Genomic DNA, 16,442 nt, shown 5'->3' with positions numbered 1-16,442 from the left:
ACACCGTTATGGCAGGATGGCAAGGGTGAGTTCACCCCAGCTAGCCGATTCGCCACGCGACCGCCTGATCGCGGCCGGCGTACGACTGCTGCGCAGCGACGGCCCCGGCGCGCTGCAAGCCCGGCGGGTCTGCGCCGAAGTCGGGGTGTCGACGATGGCGGTTTACACCCATTTCGGCGGGATGACCGGCCTACTCGAAGCGATCGTGGCCGAATCGTTCGCCCGGTTCGGCGAAGCACTGGCCGCGGTGCCGGCCACCGACGACCCGATGGCCGATTTCTTCGTGATGGGCTACGCCTACCGCCGATTCGCACTCGATGATCCGCACCGCTACCGATTGATGTTCCGGTTGGATCTTCCGCAAACGTGTGCCGACCAGGAAGCCGGGTTACCGGTCGCGGCAGCGACCTTCAATCAACTGGTCACCGCGCTCCAGCGGATCATCGACACCGGGCGCATCCGCGCCGACGACCCGGTGGACCTCGCCGGGCGGATGTGGAGCATGGTGCACGGCATCGCCCTGTTGGAGATCGTCGGCAACTTCGAATCCGACGGCAGCACCGTGACCCGCATCATGGGGCCGATGACTCAGGACATCTTCGTCGGGATGGGCGACGACCGGGCGCGGGTCGATGAATCCATGCACCGGGCCCGCGCCGCGATCGCACTCAACGCCGCACGGTGAAGTCGTCGCCGCGTTCCAACAGATCGAGCAGATAGGCGCCGTATCCGGAGTTCAACAGGGTATGCGCGCGGGCGGCCAACTGATCGTCGTCGATGAAGCCCATCCGCCACGCCACCTCTTCGGGCACGCTGATCTTCAATCCCTGCCGGCGTTCCAGGGTGCGGACGTAGTCGCTGGCGTCCAGCAGGGAGTCGAACGTTCCGGTGTCCAACCAAGCCGTGCCGCGTGCCAGCACCTCCACGCTGAGTCGGCCTTGCTCGAGGTACGCCTGGTTGATCTCGGTGATCTCGTACTCGCCGCGCGCCGACGGCTGCAGTCCACGCGCGATCTCGATGACGTCGTTGTCGTAGAAGTACATCCCCGGGACCGCGTAGTGCGACTTCGGGTCGTCGGGTTTCTCCTCGATCGAGATCGGTGCGCCGTCGGAGCCGAACTCCACCACGCCGTAGGCCGACGGGTTCGCGACGCGGTACGCGAAAATCGAACCGCCCTCGACGTTTTGGAACCTGCTGAGGCTGGTGCCGAGCTCCGGGCCGTAGAAGATGTTGTCGCCCAACACCAACGCGACCGAATCGGTTCCGATGTGTTGAGACCCGATCACGAACGCCTGGGCCAGCCCGTTGGGCTGATCCTGCACCGCGTAACTGATGTTGATCCCGAAGGCGTCGCCATCGCCGAGTAACCGCTGGAATGCCGGTGCGTCATGTCTGGTGGTGATCACCTGGATGTCACGCAACCCCGCCATGATCAACGTGGAGAGCGGGTAGTAGATCAGCGGCTTGTCGTAGACCGGCAGCAACTGCTTACTCACCCCTTGGGTGATCGGATACAGACGCGTGCCCGAACCGCCTGCCAGGATGATCCCGCGCATGCCGTGAGCTTAAACGGTCTAGTCGACGCGGTCGGCTTCACCGAGCCCGGTGGCGCTCAGCGCGGTCTGCAGGTCGGGGTGACGGAACACCGACGTGACCCGGTCGTGGGCTACCTGGAAGGCCGCCGCTTCCGGTTGCCCGGACTCGTCGGCCGGGACCAGCTCGGCCACCACCACGCCGTCGTGGACGTACATCCGGCCGACCTTGGTGCGAAACGTGCCGGCCCTCGCCCATTCCCGCAGTGCCTGGTAACCCTGGCCGCCGCCGTGCGCGTCGCCGACGTCGATGCCCTCGCCCGACAGCGACTCGAGCGTCGTCAGTTCGGTGGCGGTGAGGGCGTCGTGCCACGCCAGCACGGTGGCGATCTCCGATGTCGTCATGTCCTGCAAACTACCTTGTGACCCGCTCAGAACGGTGTGTGGTCCAGCCAGTAGCGCCAGACGTCGGCGTCGCCGAACACGGCGATCTCAGTGTCCTCGACCTGGACGCGGCGCAGGATCGCCAGCAACAGGTCGACGGCTCGCCCGCGCAGTGCGACGCTGCCTTTGCCATGCTCGTGCGACCAGGTCAGGCCGTCCGGCCCGGTCCGCAGTGTCCACTCCCCCGCCGGTCCCAGGTCACCGTCGGTGGCGTGCAGATGGATACTCTGCCCCTCCGGCAGCGGCGGCGTCTCGGCGCGACCGGACATCGGAACGGCCAACTCCAGCCACTCGGTCACGGCGTCGGCCGCCAGCAGCGGCGGCAGGTCATCGAGCCCGGGTGCACCGTTGACCGCCAATGCGGCGTCGGCGCGGTGCACGATCACTTCGTGGGCGCGACGGCGGATCCACCAGTCCGCCGGCCGCGGACCGAGGAACGTCCAGACCGGGGTGTCGGCTCCGGTGGCGTCGACGGCGTCGAGAAGTAGCTGTGCCCCGTCGTGCAGCCACGTGATGGCGCCGTCCGGGTCGGCGGGCGGCTTGCCGCCGGGCACCGATCGGGGATCCACCGGTTGGTCAGCCCGGTCGGCGACGATCTGCGCCGACCACAGGTTGCCCCGGCCGACATGACGGAACAGCTGGGTGAGGTTCCACTCCGGGCAGGTCGGCACCGGGGTGTCGGGGTCGGCGTTGCGGATCAGTTCGCCGAAAGCCCGGTTGTGTTGCAGGAGAACGCTGGAGAAGTCCACGTCCGCCAGGCTACGTTCACCGGCGGGTCAGAACCCGGGAATGCCCGGGATCTTCAGCTTTCCGTGACCGTGGTCGTCCCCACCGACGAACGGCAACTTGGGACTCCAGTCGTGGTCATCGTCGTCATGACCGTGTCCGCGGTCGGAACCGCGCGGCGGTGACCACGGGTTCTTGTCGCGGCCCTTGGGGCCTCCGGGCCCACCGATATCGGGCGCGCCGGGAATCGGAATCGGGACGAACACCGGCAGCTGCGGCGGCGGGGGCGGTGCCGGCGGAGCGGCTGGCGCCGGTGGCGGCGCCTGCACCGCGGGAGCCTGCGGGGCCGGGGCCGGGGCCTGCGGCGCCGGTGCGGGAGCCTGGGGTGCGGGAGCTTCCGGCGCGGGCGCTTCGGGGGCTTGCGGGGGCGCCTCGGGTTTCGGCGACGGCGGCGCCTCCGGTTTCGGGGGTGCCGCCTCCTGGCTGGGCACCGCGTGGGCGCCGGTGCGCGGCGGCGGTGTCTTCGACGATCCGTCCCCGGCCACCACCGAGACGACCAGTGCCGCGATCGCGATCATCGCCACGGCCGCCGCGCCACTGACCGCCAGGACGATCGGGTTGCGCGACTCCTGAACCTCGGAGTGGAAATCCAGTTGAGCCGAGTCGAGTCGCTCGGCCGCGCCATCGGGAACAGGCGTTTCGGGGTAGTCGCTGTCCGGCAGCGCGCTGTAGGCCAACCCGGCGTTGTCGCTGGTTGCGCCGTAGTCGGCCCCGACCATCGGGCTCGCCACCGCGGCCGCTCGCAGCGCCTCCAGGTCCACCGACCCGGTGCCGAAGTCCTGCGCCCACGCCATCGCCTGGGTCGACGAGGCGAACAACGGAGCGTGCGCGCTGGCCAGAGCGGCACCCCGCGCCAGCGCCAACTCCGGTTGGTCGGGGAAGTCGACCCGCAACGAGGTCGCCGCTGTCAGGTGCTCGGCGACGTCGGCGAGCGACACCCCCGATCCCACGACGAGGACTCCGGTCGGAGGTGCCGGGACGTCGTCAACACACGCGACCAACTCGGCGAGTTCGTCGCCGAGGTCGTCCTCACCCAGGCGGTGCCGGTGCACGTCGGCGATCGCACCGTCGGTCGCGCTGACCGTGGCCACCGTCGCCGTCGTGGGTGTCACGTACAGCAGCGCGGTGTGGGTGTCGCCGGCGGCGCTGCCCGCCGACTGTGCCAGGGCCACCGCGGCGAGGAAGGCCGAGACGACCATGACGTCGTCGACCCGGTGGCGGGTGAGTGCGTCGCGCAGCAGGTCGCCTTCGATCGCATCGCTGAATGCCACGCCGACCGACGAGAGCCGATGGCCGGCTGCCGCGGCTCCGTGCCGCGCCTGCCGGATCGCGGTGACCACGTGATCCGAAACCACTTCACCGCTGGGGACGTCGAAGATCTCCTGCTCGATGATCGGGCCGGCGGCGTTCTCACCCTCGGTCAGGACCATGCGCACCGTGGGCGATGCGGTCGACACGCCTAATGCGATGTCCACGCCCACTCCAATTCCGTCGCTGACTGGTTCTTTCGATTTGTGGCCACTGCGATGGGTAGCCGTTTGCCGTCGCAGCTACACCAGGGCCTCTCCCGAGACTACGCCGCGCGGCCACATCGACGGAACCCGTCATCCCGCCTCGATGCAGGTCAGAAGCTTTCGGAATCGCTCACCCGGCAGGTCAGCGGGTCGTGAAATCGCTCACAATCCCATGACCGCCGTGACGCACGGGGCGCGCGTGGCCTCGGCCGTCGCGAGTGAAGCTCCAGGGCGGGAATTTCGCCGTTTCGCCACCGTCAGGCTTCACTCGAGGATCCTTTGGTCGCCAGGATCACGTCACTCGCGCGGCGCGTCCTGCCGCGGCTGCGCGCTGACGAAGTTCTGGTAGGAGCGTGACGGGGTCGGGCCGCGCTGACCTTGGTATTTCGAGCCGACCCGTGCGCTGCCGTACGGGTGCTCGGCGGGGCTGGTGAGGCGCAGCAGGCAGAGTTGGCCGATCTTCATGCCCGGCCAGAGCGTGATCGGCAAGTTGGCCACGTTGGAGAGTTCCAGGGTGATGTGCCCACTGAAGCCCGGGTCGATGAACCCCGCGGTGGAGTGCGTCAGCAGGCCGAGCCGGCCGAGTGAGGATTTGCCCTCCAGGCGGCCGGCGAGGTCGTCGGGAAGGCTCACCAACTCCAAGGTCGAGCCCAGGACGAATTCGCCGGGGTGCAAGACGAACGGTTCGCCGTCGACGGTTTCGACCAGGCTGGTCAGGTCATCCTGCTGGCGGGCGGGGTCGATGTGGGTGTAGCGGGTGTTGTTGAACACCCGGAACAGACTGTCGAGCCGGACGTCGATACTGGACGGCTGCACCAGGGTGTCGTCGAGCGGGTCGATGCCCAGGCGTCCGGCGGCGATTTCGGCGCGCAGATCGCGATCGGAGAGCAGCACGTGATGAGCGTAGCGGCAGCGGAATGTCGAGGCCGGGGGCGTCGTGTGCTGCGCCGTTGCGGGTGATGCTAGCCTTCCCAGTGACCAGCGCCGATGTAGTTCAATGGTAGAACATCAGCTTCCCAAGCTGAATACGCGGGTTCGATTCCCGTCATCGGCTCCACAGCGATTCTGCTCCGCCGCGGCCCGTGTTTCCGCGGGGCCGAGCCCCCATCCGGCCGTACAGTGAAATCCATGACCGGCACCATGGCTCGTCGCGCGGCGGCGCTCACCGCCGTCGCGGTGGCCGCGGCGACGCTCGCGGCGTGCAGCCCGCCCGAACCGCGGGAGAAGCCGGACCCACCGACGAGTGTGACCACGACGCCGACCGACACCAGCGCGAGCGCGCAGCACCGCGACGACCAACTCGCCACCGAGATCCTGGAGAACATCGTCAACCAGGAGTTCGACACCGCCACCGCACGGTTCGACGACGACATGAAGGAGAAACTCTCGCCGGCGGACCTCTCCTCGGCGTGGACGAGCTATCAGCAGCAACTCGGCGCCTATGAATCCCACGGCGGACCGGAGACCGTGCCGCGCGGGGAGCTCACCGTCGTCAACATCCCGTTGAGCATGGCCGAGGCACCCGGCCAGTTCCGGGTGACCTTCCGCGACAACGGGACCGTCGCCGGGCTGTACTTCCTGGCCGCCGGGGTGCCGGTGCCCTGACGAGCTACGGCGAACCGCTATCGTTCCCCGCGTGAACCCCGGTTATGACGTCCCCGAAGCATGGCGCTCACGGTTCGAGTTCTTCGACCGCTACGGCCACCAGGCCTCAACCCCCGAGGCACGCGCTGCCTACAAGGAACTGTCGTTCGGCGGGCGGTTGCGCATCAGCGCCAACATCCTGGCGTTCCTGTTCGGCCCGATCTACTTCTTCGTCAAGGGCATGTGGCGCAAGGGTCTGTCGCTGTTGCTCGCGGCCGCCGTGGTCAGCCTCGCGCTGTCGCAGGTGGAGCTCTCCGACGGGCTGAACACCGGCATCGGCACCGCGTTCGCGTTGGCCGCGATGATCACCGCGAACTACGCCTATTACCTGCACGTCACCAAGGCCAGCACCTCGTGGAATCCGTTCGAGGGAACCGGCAAGCAGCGTTAGGGATCAGCGGAAGTAAACCTCGCCACCGGTCGGGTAGCCGCCCCCGGTCGTGGTGATGTGCACGTGGTCGAAGTGGCCATAGCCACCCGACTGCGCGCCGCCGGGCGTGTAGTAGACGCCTCGCCAGATGACGTCCTGAAGGCCGAACCGCTCGGCGTTCTGCAGCGCGTACGCCGCGACCTGGTTGCCCAACGCGATGCCTTCCGCACTGCCCGGGTTGGGGATCATCACGTCGAGGGCCAGCCCGTCGGGATGCCAGCGCAGGGCATCGGCGCGCACCCCGCCGATCTCGTGGATCTCCGGGAATACGACGCTGATGTTCCGTGCGACCAGGATCGTCTTGACCTGCAAGCCGTGCTCGGGCGCGATCCCGGCGGGTAGGGCCTGCGGAATGTCCTCGGCGCGCACCACTCGCCAACGCGAGGCGGGCATCGCCTCCGGAAGCGCGACCGAGGTGTCCGCGTGGCCGACGAACGCCGCCGCGAACGTCGACGGCTTCGGCGTCACCACCTGCAGGCAGCAGTCCGGGTCGACAGGTGCTTCCGCGGGTTGGTCGGCGGCGCGCGCGTCGGCTGTTTGCGCGGCGTGCGGGCACCCACTGCCGGCGGCGGCAAAGGACACCACCGACGCGGCCATGGCTGTAGCCACGGCCGCAGTCCGCTTTCGTCGCTTGCTGGCTAAGCTGCGCTCGACCACAGGCACACCATACGAGCTTTCCGGCAAATAATCACAATTTCATAACCAACTCGGTGAGACCGGCCCGTCGCGTCGCCCACAGCGAAGCCGACCGGGTATAGGCGGCACGCACGACAGTGCGGGGTATTTCCTCAGGTCAGTGCGGTTCTCCTAGAAGCCCGGGTAGCCCGGATTCGCCGGGTAGCCGGGGTTGCCGGGGTTGCCCGGATTGAGGAACGGGTTCTTCGGTGCGCCCGGCTGGGACGCCTGACCCTCAGGCACCTGGACCGGGATCGGCACCGGCACGAACGGCACGGTCAGCCACTCGGTGGTCATCGGAGTGGTCGTCGGGGCTTGCGAGGTGGTGGTCGGCGGGCGGCTGGTCGTCGTGGTCGGCGGCGGTGTCGTGGTGGTGGTCGTCGTAGTCGGTGGCGGTGTCGTGGTGGTGGTCGTGGTGGTCGGCGGCGTGGTGGTGGGTTCTTCGGTGGTGGGCGGCGGGGCCTGCGTCGTTTGAGGTGGCGGCGCGACCGGCGCCGGGGGCGGCGGCGCCGGTTCCTGCGGAGGGGGCGGCGGAGGCGGCGGCGGAGCGGGCTCCTCGGGCGGCTTGGGCAAGACGTTGCTCGGCGGCGGAGGCACCGTCGCACTGGGCGGCGGCGCTGGTTCGTCGTGATGCTGCGTGGCGTTGGTGAGTGTGTAGGCCACCCCACCGATCGCGATCACCGCGACCAGGGTGCCCAGGCCGAGCAGCAGGGCGGGCATCTGGAACCAGCGTCGCCCCGGGCCGTCGAACTCGTCGTCGGCGTAGTCGTACCTGCGCGGCGCCGGATCGACGGAGTCGGCGGCGTAGTCGGCGTAGCCGTCGTCGGGCACCGCACCGCTGAACGGCACCGGTTCGTCGGATTCATCCGCTTTCGACCACGCCAACGCTTGCGACGGTTCGGAACCGTCGTGACCGAAGGGCGCAGGCGGCATACCGGCGGTGGCGCCGTCGGGGGCGGACGCCATGGCCGTCTCGGTACCGGCGGCCTCGATGAGCGGCCCCGCTGCAGTCGGTGGAGCGACACCGGGTGCCATCGCGGTGTCGGTGGCCGGGCTCTCGCCGGATTGCGCGGCCAGCAGGGTGGCGCCCACAGCCGCGTTGATTCCGGGTTGCGAAGTGCGGATCACCGGCACCTGCAGCCACTCAGAGATCCGACGGGCGATCAACGGGATGGCAGCGCCACCGCCGACGATCGCGATCGCCCGCAGATTCCGGCCGCCGACCCGGTTGCGTTGCAGCACACCTTTGAAGGCGTCCAGTGCATCGGACAGCGGTTCGGCGATCAGGTTCTCCAACTCCGCGCGGGTGAGCGTGAGGTGCGCCTGCTCGGTGGGCAGAGCGACCGTCAACTCGGTGGCCGCCAACTCCGAAAGCGACTCCTTGGCCCGCCGGCACTCGTCGCGCAGCCGCGACAAGGACGCGACGGCGGTGGTCCCGGCCGGATTGCGGTCGTCGGCCTGCCCGACACGCTCCAGGACGTGTTCGAGCAGCACTTCATCGACCCGGTCACCCGAGAACTGTGGGTAGCGCACCGGGTGGTCGAGGAGTTCGAGGCCGGCGCCGGCATCGGCCAACGAGAAGGTGGTGCCGCCACCGCCGAAGTCGCACAGGGCCACCACACCGGCCGGCGGCAGCCCCGGATCGGTGTTGAGCGCGGCGAGTGCTGCCGAGGCGTCCGACACCAGGGCGGGTGCCGCTCCGGCCAGCGGCCCGGCCAGCAATGCATCGCGCAGAGTGCGGGCCTGCCCTGCCCCCCAGTAGGCGGGGATCGCAATCGTCAGCGCGGCGGCGTGGGGTGGCAACCCCAACGCGGCGATCATCGCTCCGATCGCTTCCACCAACAGCTGATCTGGAGTATGGGAGGTGCCGGCCAGCGGCGTCGGGTCGCCGATTCGGTCGACGAAACCGGTCACCGCCGTTCCCGGGTCCGCGCCCGGTGGCAGGTCGCCGATCTGTGCCGGCTGTTGCGGATGGAGATGCACGACGGTGCGGCGCGTGACCGGCGGGTAGCCGACGCGCGCCGCCACCAGATTGGTCGTCCCGACCGATAACCCGAGTGGGTCGTTCATCAATCGCACACCTTGCATCGACGTTCGGGTGGGCAGCCACCCACGATAACGGCTGTAGGTGTCGTCAGCCGTTCGTCGTTATCGAATGGGACCGTCCGGTTATCGACCGGTTACCCAACGAAATTCACGCCACCGTCAACGGCAAGGACCGCCGGGGGCGGAACTGGAAGGTCGCACCGCCGCTGACCTTCGCCACCGAGACCTCCGGCAGCTCGGCGATCGGCTCCTCGGTGTGCACCAGTTCGGCGGTCCAGTCGGTGTCGGTGCCGGTGACCTCGACGCGCAGATGGGGGTCGACCGCCGTGGCGATGGCTTGGAGCGGTTGCACCGACCCGGGGTGACACAGCGCGACCCAGGCGCCGTCCTCGTGGGCCGGCGACGGGCGGAGGTGGATACGTCCGTCGGCGAATTCCGCCTCGACGTACCCGGCCGGGTTGAACAGTGGGTGCAGTTCGAACAACCGGAGGGCGCCTTCGACCCCGCCCGGCAGGTCCAACGCGCGGTGCAATCGTCCGGCGCCCAGGCCCGCCAGCCCGATGAGTTGGCGGGTGCCCACCGAGACGGCAAGGTCATCGTCATGCTCGGCGCGGGCTCGCACCGCGATCGCGAAAGACAGATACAGCAGGTGCATCTGCAGGCAGACCTCGTCGGCGAGGCGCACCAGAGCCGAGTGCGAGAAGACACCGAAGTCGACGTCGGAGAGCAGTGGCCCGGTGTATTCGGCCAAACCCTCGTCGTCGGGGTCGATACGGGGCAGTTCCCAGTTGGCGGCGCGGGACCGGCCGACGATTTCCAACGCCGGAATCCCTTGCGCCTCAGGGTAGGACTCGTCAATCTTGACCGTCCAGGCGCAGTGCGGGTATTCGTCGGCGGGTTGGCGCGGCGGCCGGTGGATCGGCCGCATCTGCGCCTTCGGGTTGGTGGCGACGGCGGTCGCGTCGAAGGTCGGGTCCTCGATCGTGTGGCACATGCCGTGGACGAAGTCCTCGCCGAGCGGTTCGACGTCGAGCAGGGCGCCGCAGCTGTTGAGGTAGAACTCGCCGTCCCAGCGGTTGTGGATGATGAACCGGAAATCCATGAACTGCGGTGGCGAACCGATGTCGAATTGCAGTCCCTTGAAGATCGTCGGGACGTCGTTGCCCTCGAAGTTCAGGGCCCGCTGCATCCGTTTGGTGTAGATCGGGCTCGCGCCGGCCCATTCCTCGATGGCGATCTGTTCCATCTGTTCGCGGCCGAACGCCTGGATGCACCAAGCCATCCCGGAGCGGTCGATCATGTGGCCGATCAGCAGCAGTTCCGGCAGCAGTGTGGTCAGTTCGTCGCGGGTGAGCGAGGCATAGCGAGATTTCGTCACATCAGAAAACATAGTTGCCTCTATGTTATAAAGTCAATGATGTCGATGACCGCTGGCCCGAAGGCCAACCGCAGGGGTGCCCCCACCCGCCGGACCAGCGCGCCACGCAGGCGCGGGGACGAGACGCGGGCGCGCATCATCGACGAGACCGTGCGCTGCGTGGTCGAGGAGGGTTTCGCCGCGGCCACCGCCAAGCACGTCGCCGAACGTGCCGGCGTGACCTGGGGGGTCATCCAATACCACTTCGGCGACCGCAACGGGTTGTTGATGGCCGTTGTCGACGACGGGGTGGCCAAACTCCTGGATAGCTTGAACGCGATCGAAGTAGGGGCGCTTCCACCGCGAGAGCGCATCGAGGTCGTCGTCGACACGGCGTGGCACTGCTACAGCAGTCCGACCTCGTTGGCCGCCTTCGAGATTCTGCGCGCCACTCGCGGCAGTCTCGGCGACAAGTCGCGTCGACATCTGTTGGAAATGAACTCCGCGATCGGCCAACTCGGCCGACTCATCTCCGACGGACCGGCCAACGCCGGTGTGGCCGAGGTGGTCTGGGCGGCGTTACGGGGTGTGATCTTCGCGCAGATGCTGATCGGCACACCGGTGGACTGGGAGCGGGAGCGCCGGACATTGATCGACATGGTGACGCACTATCTTCAGCGCTGACCGGTGTGTTGCAATGGGCCATGGCCGAGACCGATGACATCGCAGCGATCAAGCAAGTCAAGTACCGCTACCTGCGAGCGTTGGACACCAAGCACTGGGACGACTTCGCCGCGACCCTGACCGACGACGTCATCGCCGACTACGGCGCTTCCCAGGGTGAGTCGCTGCACTTCACCAACCGCTCCGACTTGGTGAGCTACATGAGTTCGACGCTCGGGTCGACGATCATCACCGAACACCGCGTCGATCATCCGGAGATCGCCGTGAGCGGTGACGAGGCGACCGGGGTGTGGTACCTCCAGGACCGCGTCATCGTCGCCGACTTCGATTTCATGCTCATCGGCGCCGCGTTCTACCGTGATCGCTACCGCCGCACCGATGCCGGCTGGCGGATCGCCGCAACCGGATACGACCGGACCTACGAGGCGACGATGTCCTTGGCCAGTATCGGGTTTTCGGTGAAACCGGGTGCCGCGCTGGCAGATTAATCCACGGTCAAAACGGGGGGCACCGGGATGTCCCAGCGGGCCAGTTCGCCGGGGAAACACGGTGCGCTTCCGATGATCGTCGGTGGATACCCCGGCGGGTTGGAGGCGACGATCTGCAGCGAGTAGCCGTCCGGCCCGTAGCCGAACCGGTTGGGTTTGCGGAATTCGCCGCGCTCCACGACGTGCCAACCCCATCCCGTCCAGATCTCTTCGATCTGCACCATCATCGTCGGTAGATCCGTATCCGGCGGGAACAACACCTGCCGCATGTCGTAGAACTGGTTCTCCGGTACGTCGAACGTGTCATCGCTACACGGCACGTTGCTCGAGCCCGGGTACGGCGTGCCGTCGAACGCAGTGCCCGGCGGCAGTTCCCACAACGTCTTCTTCAGATACCCCAGCACGGTGTCCTGCGCCTGCTGCTGGCTGGCGGGGATCTCCGGCCGGATCTCCCATCCGGGTGGCGGCGGAACGGCGGTCATCGGTGGTCCTCCCTGATCGGCGGAGTGCTGACCGCTGCAGGCGCCGACCAACGCTGCGACGATCGCGACCGCCACCAGCGAGCGGCCCCTCGTGCTCGGCGCGGGTGAGCGGGTCATCGGTGCTCGATCCGTGGCGGTTCAACTCCGGCGATGACCGCACCCAGGTTGGCCAGCGCGATATTCCCAGGGTTCCAGTAGCTGCTGTGCGCGTCAACGGAGGGGAAGATTCCGGCGACGGTGGGTCCCGGGTCGGCAGCCAGGACGGTAGCCCCGAAAACCGGGTTGTCGGGCGGGTAGATCCCCAGCCCGAGCCCGCCGGCTGCCCAGCGGATGATGTCGTTCTGCGCGCGCATCGCGTACACCTTGCCGCCCGGATCGAGGTCGAGATCGCGAGCTCGGTCCACCAGCATGCCCGGCGCGCCGACGGCCACGACACGGTCTGCGGAAAGATGGTGGCCCTCCGCAGCTGAGGCGCCGAGTACGACCGCACCGTAGCTGTGGCCGATGACGGTATCGACCGCACGTGGGCCGGTGTGCGAGGCTCGCATCCCTTCTTCGAAACGTCCCAGCGGGTCCGCGCCGGAGCGGGCTCGGTCGGGTACGGCGGCCTCCAGCAGGTTCATCGGGCGGTCGTACCCCATCCAGGTGGTCACCGCGACGTCGGCCGGGGTCAGTCGGCGGTCCGCGTCATGTGCCGCCTTGAACATCGCCTTCGCCTTGTCCTCGCTGAAGCGCCAGCGGCTGAGGTCTTGCGCGGTACCCGGAACGAAGAGCGCGTTGCGCTTGGCATGATCGGGATCGCCGATGGACATCGCGGCATGACCCTGGTCATCGATCCATCCCAGAAGGTGAGGGACGCCGCCGTCGCTGTCCAATCCGTCGTGCACCGCCTGGTAACCGGCGAGATCGTGCTCCGCTTGGCGCCATTTCGCGTTCCACAGCAGCCAGTCCATGGGAAGCCTTCCGTCGCGCCGGCGCGGCGGTGGCGTGTCGACCCAGTCCGGATGCTCAGCCCCGAGGCGGTCTCGTTCGGTCCGGGCGGCATCGATCAGCTCGTCGAGGTGCCGGCGGTTGTAGTGGTCCTTGTCGACGAATTCCATTCCGGCGTGGTTGCCGATGTCGTGATACTGCTCGTACAGCCAGTCCTTTTCTTCGGCGGTCAGCGCTTGCCACAGCGCGTGGAACTGTTGGGGATCGGAAGGCGGGGGCGCCGCCAGCGCCGACTGGATGTCCGGGCGCTGATCATGCGGTCCCGGAGCGATCGGCCGGTCGCCGTCTGCCATGTCGATCGCGGCGGCCAACTCGGTGTTGACCGAATTCGCGCGTTCGAGGAGCCCGTTGAGTAGGACTTGAAGTTGCAGCCTGACGGTCGAGAGCGGCACCGCGATCCCGTGGCCGGCTGCCGGGACCACCAGGTCCGCGTACGGGTCGATCGCCAAGCGTCGAATCCGCGCTTGCGCTTCCAACGCGGTGAGCTCGCGCTGGATCTCCTCGATCCCGGTCGCAGCTCGGGCTGCCGCCCGGGCGACGGTGACCGCCTCGACACCGTGGGCGTCGAGATCTTGCCGTAGTACGGCGTTGGCGTGTCTAGCGGCATCTGCGGCTTCTCCACCCCAGGTTTGGAATACCTCAAGGGAACTGAGCTCCCGAGAGACCGTGCGCGTCACGTCCGCCCGCGCGGTGGCCGCATGAAACACCTCGCGCACCGCGTCGGCATCCCAACGCTGAATGTCCGCAACGGTCAGCATCGTGGTTCACCTGTGCACCGTGCGAACTCCTGCGCGCGAGCCACTTCCGTCGCCGCGACCAGGTCAGCAATGTTGTGCAGCCCCTGTGCATGGTCGGCGAGTCGAGTCAGCAAGGCGTCCGTCGTGCGGCGCCACGCATCGAGTTTGGCCGCTATCGCCGCTGCCGAACTATCGACCCATCGGATCTGTGCCGACTCGATTCTGCTGTCGGACAGCATGTGCGCGAAAGCCAGGTCGTCGCATTGGCCGCGAGTACGGTCAGCGGAGCAGATGGCGTCTTCCAGTCGGATCTCCACGGTCATCGCCGACCCCCTTCCACCGCGATGGATCAGGGATAACAGCGCGGTGGCCGGGGAGCCATTCACCCCGGAGGTGGTTGTGGAGAATCGCCAGGCGCTACTTGGCGATCGCGATCACCGCGCCGGGGCGCAGCCATTGGATGATCTTCACCAGGGTGTTGTCGTCGATCGCCACGCACCCCTCCGTCGGATTTCCGTCGGTGGTGTGGAAGAAGAACGCGGACCCGTCCCCGGGGGTGCGCGACTTGTTCACACCCATGACCACCGCATGTTTGTACTGCGGGATATCGAGGTTCTCACTCGCGGAGGTGTTGAACGGGCACTGCGCTTGCTGGCAGACCTGCATGGTGTTGAACGTCGAGGGACTGTTGTCGTCGCCACTCCACCAGTGGTTCGGTCCCACTTGGACGTAGCGCAGGTTGGTCCCCGGGTTGGGTGCGGTGCCGAAGGCGTAGTCGAGGGTGTAGACGCCCATAGGCGTGGCCGGGTAGCCGCTCTTGGCTTTCGGCGCCATTCCCGCCGACCCGACGAAGGTGGGGATCCCCGCGCCGATCGCCTGCCAACCAGTTCTTCCCCGCTGGTAGACATCCATCTTCGCGTTCGAGCCGCCTACCCCTACCACCGAGACCACCTGGGTGGCGTTGCCGACGGAGTTGGCGAACCACGGGTTGACGACTGCCGCACTGCCCGGCGCGACCAGGAGCGTTACCGCGACGGCACAGACGGCCGCGCACAGCAAGGCAAACAGTCGGCGCACACAGCCATCGTCGCCGCCCCGAAAGCTAAGGGTCAAGTCAAGGTTCAGCGACAATCGGGTCACGCGACCGTTGCGATCAACCGCCGCTCGAGTGAATACCGGATCGCCCGATCAGCGTTACGATCAACCAATGGCGGACACGCCCCCGCGGGGGCTTCCTCCAACTCCGGCGGCGCCGTTCTGGCCTCCGACACCGCCAAATCCTCCACGCTCGTCGCCGAGTTGGCTTGGCGGTGCCGCACTCACGGTCGCCACCGCTGCCCTCGCCGTCGGCATCCTCGGCTGGTTTCGGCCCGCTCCCCCACCGCCGGCGCAAGAACCGGTATTCACCGAACAGCAGGTCGAAGCAGCTAAAGAGCGGGCGTGTGCAGCGTTCGAGTTGGTTCAGCGCGGAGTCAGGCTCCAGACCGGCGGCGGAGAACAGGGAGGGATCAGCACCGAAGCGACGATGGCCGAAGCACAGGCAGCTAATGCTCGCCTATCAATAAACGCAGGTGGTTGGTATTTACGTTTTAGCCTGACTCCAGCTACTCCAACCGAACTGACAGAGGATATCGAGAGTCTATCGGCAATACTGCTTGACTTGGCAGCGAACTACCTAGCGGGCGGCAAGGACGAAAACCCCACCTTAGCGCACCTTCTAGACGAAGGTGAACTGGCATTCCAAAAAGTGGAAGATATCTGCGGATGACGAACCTGCCCGAAGGAGATTTCACCGAGTTATTGATCGGTGCTCATTGGCCGAGCGATATGGCGCTATCAACTATGCAGACAGCATCCGCGAGTCGCGCCAATATCGAATCCCTTTTCACACGATATAGCGACCAACTTCAACAAATCATGGTCGATCCACTAGCCAATCAGGCAGGGACTACGGCCGACAGTTTGAGAATGGAGTTCGCGCGAGGTATCCAAGCTGCACGAGACACGGCGGAGGCAAACGGAACCAAGAGAGCAGGTTACGATTCCGCCCATGCGTTAGCATCAAATCTACAAGAAGAGCTTGCTGCGATCGCAACGTCTGGAAACGAACAGATTCATAAAATACAATCATCAAAACTGCCATTTCCGGAAAAGGTAGTACAAATCTCAGATGTGGTCATGTATTCTCAAGCAGCGGCGGCCGTTAAAGCGGCTAGTTGCGCAGATGGAATCCTAGATGTAATTCAAACTATTTTTACTGGGCAAAATATGGAACTAACGGCTCGCCAATTTTCCAAACAACATGGCTTCGATCCGAGTTCGTTGTTCAATACCCTTGGCGTCGAGGAAGTGCGCCAGCGTATAACAAGTAAATTGACGAGCCCGATGCACCCAGAAAGCCCGCTGCCCACCGATCCAGACACTCGGTTCGGACCAGCAAGTCAAATCGATACCCCTGCCGTCGTTAGTTCACCACTTCTAGGAACCAGTCCATCAAGGACTTTGCAAGGCGCAAGCCAAATTCTTGAACCACAAACTGATATCACGCTTGTCACTAATGATCCGACGCTGCCGACGCTACAAGGTGCGAGTCAGAATCTTGCAACCCCGACACCCTCCCCCACCACAAGCCC

General features: G+C 66.6%; 19 protein-coding genes and 1 tRNA gene. 8 read left to right on the top strand and 12 right to left on the bottom strand.

Going from position 1 to position 16,442, the window contains the following annotated elements:
• Positions 1 to 25 precede the first annotated feature (25 nt).
• Positions 26 to 685, top strand: coding sequence for a TetR/AcrR family transcriptional regulator (locus tag AWC30_RS04410; RefSeq protein ID WP_234807935.1), 660 nt, complete (start codon positions 26 to 28; stop codon positions 683 to 685).
• Here the strand turns inward: AWC30_RS04410 and rfbA are convergent.
• From rfbA to dcd, 5 genes are all read right to left on the bottom strand, one after another.
• Positions 669 to 1,556: a glucose-1-phosphate thymidylyltransferase RfbA gene (gene rfbA, locus AWC30_RS04405; protein ID WP_085108996.1), complete on the bottom strand. Its 888-nt coding sequence runs from the start codon at positions 1,554 to 1,556 to the stop codon at positions 669 to 671. The genes AWC30_RS04410 and rfbA overlap by 17 nt on opposite strands.
• Positions 1,557 to 1,574: 18 nt before the next feature.
• Positions 1,575 to 1,937, bottom strand: coding sequence for a hypothetical protein (locus tag AWC30_RS04400; RefSeq protein ID WP_085108995.1), 363 nt, complete (start codon positions 1,935 to 1,937; stop codon positions 1,575 to 1,577).
• 26 nt (positions 1,938 to 1,963) lie between these two features.
• Positions 1,964 to 2,725 carry a maleylpyruvate isomerase family mycothiol-dependent enzyme gene (locus tag AWC30_RS04395; protein ID WP_085108994.1) on the bottom strand — a complete coding sequence of 254 codons (762 nt, stop codon included), beginning with the start codon at positions 2,723 to 2,725 and terminating at the stop codon, positions 1,964 to 1,966.
• A 27-nt stretch (positions 2,726 to 2,752) separates the two neighbouring features.
• Entirely contained in the window at positions 2,753 to 4,237 is a 1,485-nt protein-coding gene (locus AWC30_RS17715) for a DUF7159 family protein (RefSeq protein WP_085108993.1), read from the bottom strand.
• A gap of 336 nt (positions 4,238 to 4,573) precedes the next feature.
• A complete protein-coding gene (gene dcd, locus AWC30_RS04385) occupies positions 4,574 to 5,170 on the bottom strand; it encodes a dCTP deaminase (RefSeq protein WP_085108992.1) in 597 nt (198 codons plus the stop codon).
• 89 nt (positions 5,171 to 5,259) lie between these two features.
• Between dcd and AWC30_RS04380 the strand changes: the two genes are divergently transcribed.
• The 3 genes from AWC30_RS04380 to AWC30_RS04370 all read left to right on the top strand — a co-directional run bounded on the left by AWC30_RS04380 (position 5,260) and on the right by AWC30_RS04370 (position 6,311).
• Positions 5,260 to 5,333, top strand: a tRNA-Gly gene (locus tag AWC30_RS04380).
• A gap of 71 nt (positions 5,334 to 5,404) precedes the next feature.
• Positions 5,405 to 5,881 (top strand): DUF3887 domain-containing protein, encoded by a 477-nt coding sequence (locus tag AWC30_RS04375; RefSeq protein ID WP_085108991.1) that lies wholly within the window; start codon positions 5,405 to 5,407, stop codon positions 5,879 to 5,881.
• Positions 5,882 to 5,912: 31 nt separating this feature from the next.
• Positions 5,913 to 6,311, top strand: a complete 399-nt coding sequence (locus tag AWC30_RS04370; protein ID WP_085108990.1) for a DUF2628 domain-containing protein — start codon at positions 5,913 to 5,915, stop codon at positions 6,309 to 6,311.
• Positions 6,312 to 6,314: 3 nt separating this feature from the next.
• Here AWC30_RS04370 and AWC30_RS04365 read toward each other — a convergent pair whose 3' ends face one another.
• From AWC30_RS04365 to AWC30_RS04355, 3 genes are all read right to left on the bottom strand, one after another.
• Entirely contained in the window at positions 6,315 to 7,007 is a 693-nt protein-coding gene (locus AWC30_RS04365; protein ID WP_165756426.1) for a VldE C-terminal domain-containing protein, read from the bottom strand.
• A 150-nt stretch (positions 7,008 to 7,157) separates the two neighbouring features.
• The gene (locus AWC30_RS04360) at positions 7,158 to 9,095 is read right to left on the bottom strand and encodes an Hsp70 family protein (protein WP_085108988.1); all 1,938 of its coding nucleotides are present in this window, start codon (positions 9,093 to 9,095) and stop codon (positions 7,158 to 7,160) included.
• 124 nt (positions 9,096 to 9,219) lie between these two features.
• Positions 9,220 to 10,449 carry a hypothetical protein gene (locus tag AWC30_RS04355; RefSeq protein WP_109561920.1) on the bottom strand — a complete coding sequence of 410 codons (1,230 nt, stop codon included), beginning with the start codon at positions 10,447 to 10,449 and terminating at the stop codon, positions 9,220 to 9,222.
• A gap of 39 nt (positions 10,450 to 10,488) precedes the next feature.
• Here AWC30_RS04355 and AWC30_RS04350 point away from each other — a divergent pair, with 39 nt between their 5' ends.
• Positions 10,489 to 11,112 (top strand): TetR/AcrR family transcriptional regulator, encoded by a 624-nt coding sequence (locus AWC30_RS04350; protein WP_085109158.1) that lies wholly within the window; start codon positions 10,489 to 10,491, stop codon positions 11,110 to 11,112.
• A 20-nt stretch (positions 11,113 to 11,132) separates the two neighbouring features.
• A complete protein-coding gene (locus tag AWC30_RS04345) occupies positions 11,133 to 11,600 on the top strand; it encodes a nuclear transport factor 2 family protein (protein WP_085108986.1) in 468 nt (155 codons plus the stop codon).
• Here the strand turns inward: AWC30_RS04345 and AWC30_RS04340 are convergent.
• The 4 genes from AWC30_RS04340 to AWC30_RS04330 all read right to left on the bottom strand — a co-directional run bounded on the left by AWC30_RS04340 (position 11,597) and on the right by AWC30_RS04330 (position 14,886).
• On the bottom strand, positions 11,597 to 12,082 hold the full coding sequence (locus tag AWC30_RS04340; RefSeq protein WP_085108985.1) for a hypothetical protein: 486 nt from the start codon (positions 12,080 to 12,082) through the stop codon (positions 11,597 to 11,599). The two genes, AWC30_RS04345 and AWC30_RS04340, sit on opposite strands and share 4 nt — an antisense overlap.
• 113 nt (positions 12,083 to 12,195) lie before the next feature.
• Complete coding sequence (locus AWC30_RS04335; protein WP_085108984.1) at positions 12,196 to 13,830, bottom strand: alpha/beta hydrolase; 1,635 nt, start codon at positions 13,828 to 13,830, stop codon at positions 12,196 to 12,198.
• Positions 13,824 to 14,132: a hypothetical protein gene (locus tag AWC30_RS17535; protein ID WP_133053651.1), complete on the bottom strand. Its 309-nt coding sequence runs from the start codon at positions 14,130 to 14,132 to the stop codon at positions 13,824 to 13,826. Before AWC30_RS17535 ends, AWC30_RS04335 begins: the two co-directional genes overlap by 7 nt.
• A gap of 94 nt (positions 14,133 to 14,226) precedes the next feature.
• Entirely contained in the window at positions 14,227 to 14,886 is a 660-nt protein-coding gene (locus AWC30_RS04330; protein ID WP_085108983.1) for a L,D-transpeptidase family protein, read from the bottom strand.
• Between the two features lie 130 nt (positions 14,887 to 15,016).
• Here AWC30_RS04330 and AWC30_RS17530 point away from each other — a divergent pair, with 130 nt between their 5' ends.
• The gene (locus AWC30_RS17530; RefSeq protein ID WP_133053650.1) at positions 15,017 to 15,577 is read left to right on the top strand and encodes a hypothetical protein; all 561 of its coding nucleotides are present in this window, start codon (positions 15,017 to 15,019) and stop codon (positions 15,575 to 15,577) included.
• Positions 15,574 to 16,442 (top strand): hypothetical protein (locus AWC30_RS17525; protein ID WP_133053649.1); only part of this gene is annotated, 869 nt, incomplete at its 3' end. The genes AWC30_RS17530 and AWC30_RS17525, both read left to right, overlap by 4 nt.

It is taken from the genome of Mycolicibacillus trivialis, assembly GCF_002102395.1.
In the GTDB taxonomy this organism is placed as follows: domain Bacteria; phylum Actinomycetota; class Actinomycetes; order Mycobacteriales; family Mycobacteriaceae; genus Mycobacterium; species Mycobacterium triviale.
This window is presented reverse-complemented; position numbering and strand designations above follow the sequence as displayed.

Bases quoted from the DNA above. Each gene is read 5' to 3' on its own strand.
- rfbA (WP_085108996.1), bottom strand. From the start codon at position 1,556: ATGCGCGGGATCATCCTGGCAGGCGGTTCGGGCACGCGTCTGTATCCG.
- AWC30_RS04400 (WP_085108995.1), bottom strand. From the start codon at position 1,937: ATGACGACATCGGAGATCGCCACCGTGCTGGCGTGGCACGACGCCCTC.
- AWC30_RS04375 (WP_085108991.1), top strand. From the start codon at position 5,405: ATGACCGGCACCATGGCTCGTCGCGCGGCGGCGCTCACCGCCGTCGCG.
- AWC30_RS04360 (WP_085108988.1), bottom strand. From the start codon at position 9,095: ATGAACGACCCACTCGGGTTATCGGTCGGGACGACCAATCTGGTGGCG.
- AWC30_RS04350 (WP_085109158.1), top strand. From the start codon at position 10,489: ATGTCGATGACCGCTGGCCCGAAGGCCAACCGCAGGGGTGCCCCCACC.
- AWC30_RS04345 (WP_085108986.1), top strand. From the start codon at position 11,133: ATGGCCGAGACCGATGACATCGCAGCGATCAAGCAAGTCAAGTACCGC.
- AWC30_RS04340 (WP_085108985.1), bottom strand. From the start codon at position 12,082: ATGACCGCCGTTCCGCCGCCACCCGGATGGGAGATCCGGCCGGAGATC.
- AWC30_RS04335 (WP_085108984.1), bottom strand. From the start codon at position 13,830: ATGCTGACCGTTGCGGACATTCAGCGTTGGGATGCCGACGCGGTGCGC.
- AWC30_RS17535 (WP_133053651.1), bottom strand. From the start codon at position 14,132: ATGACCGTGGAGATCCGACTGGAAGACGCCATCTGCTCCGCTGACCGT.
- AWC30_RS17530 (WP_133053650.1), top strand. From the start codon at position 15,017: ATGGCGGACACGCCCCCGCGGGGGCTTCCTCCAACTCCGGCGGCGCCG.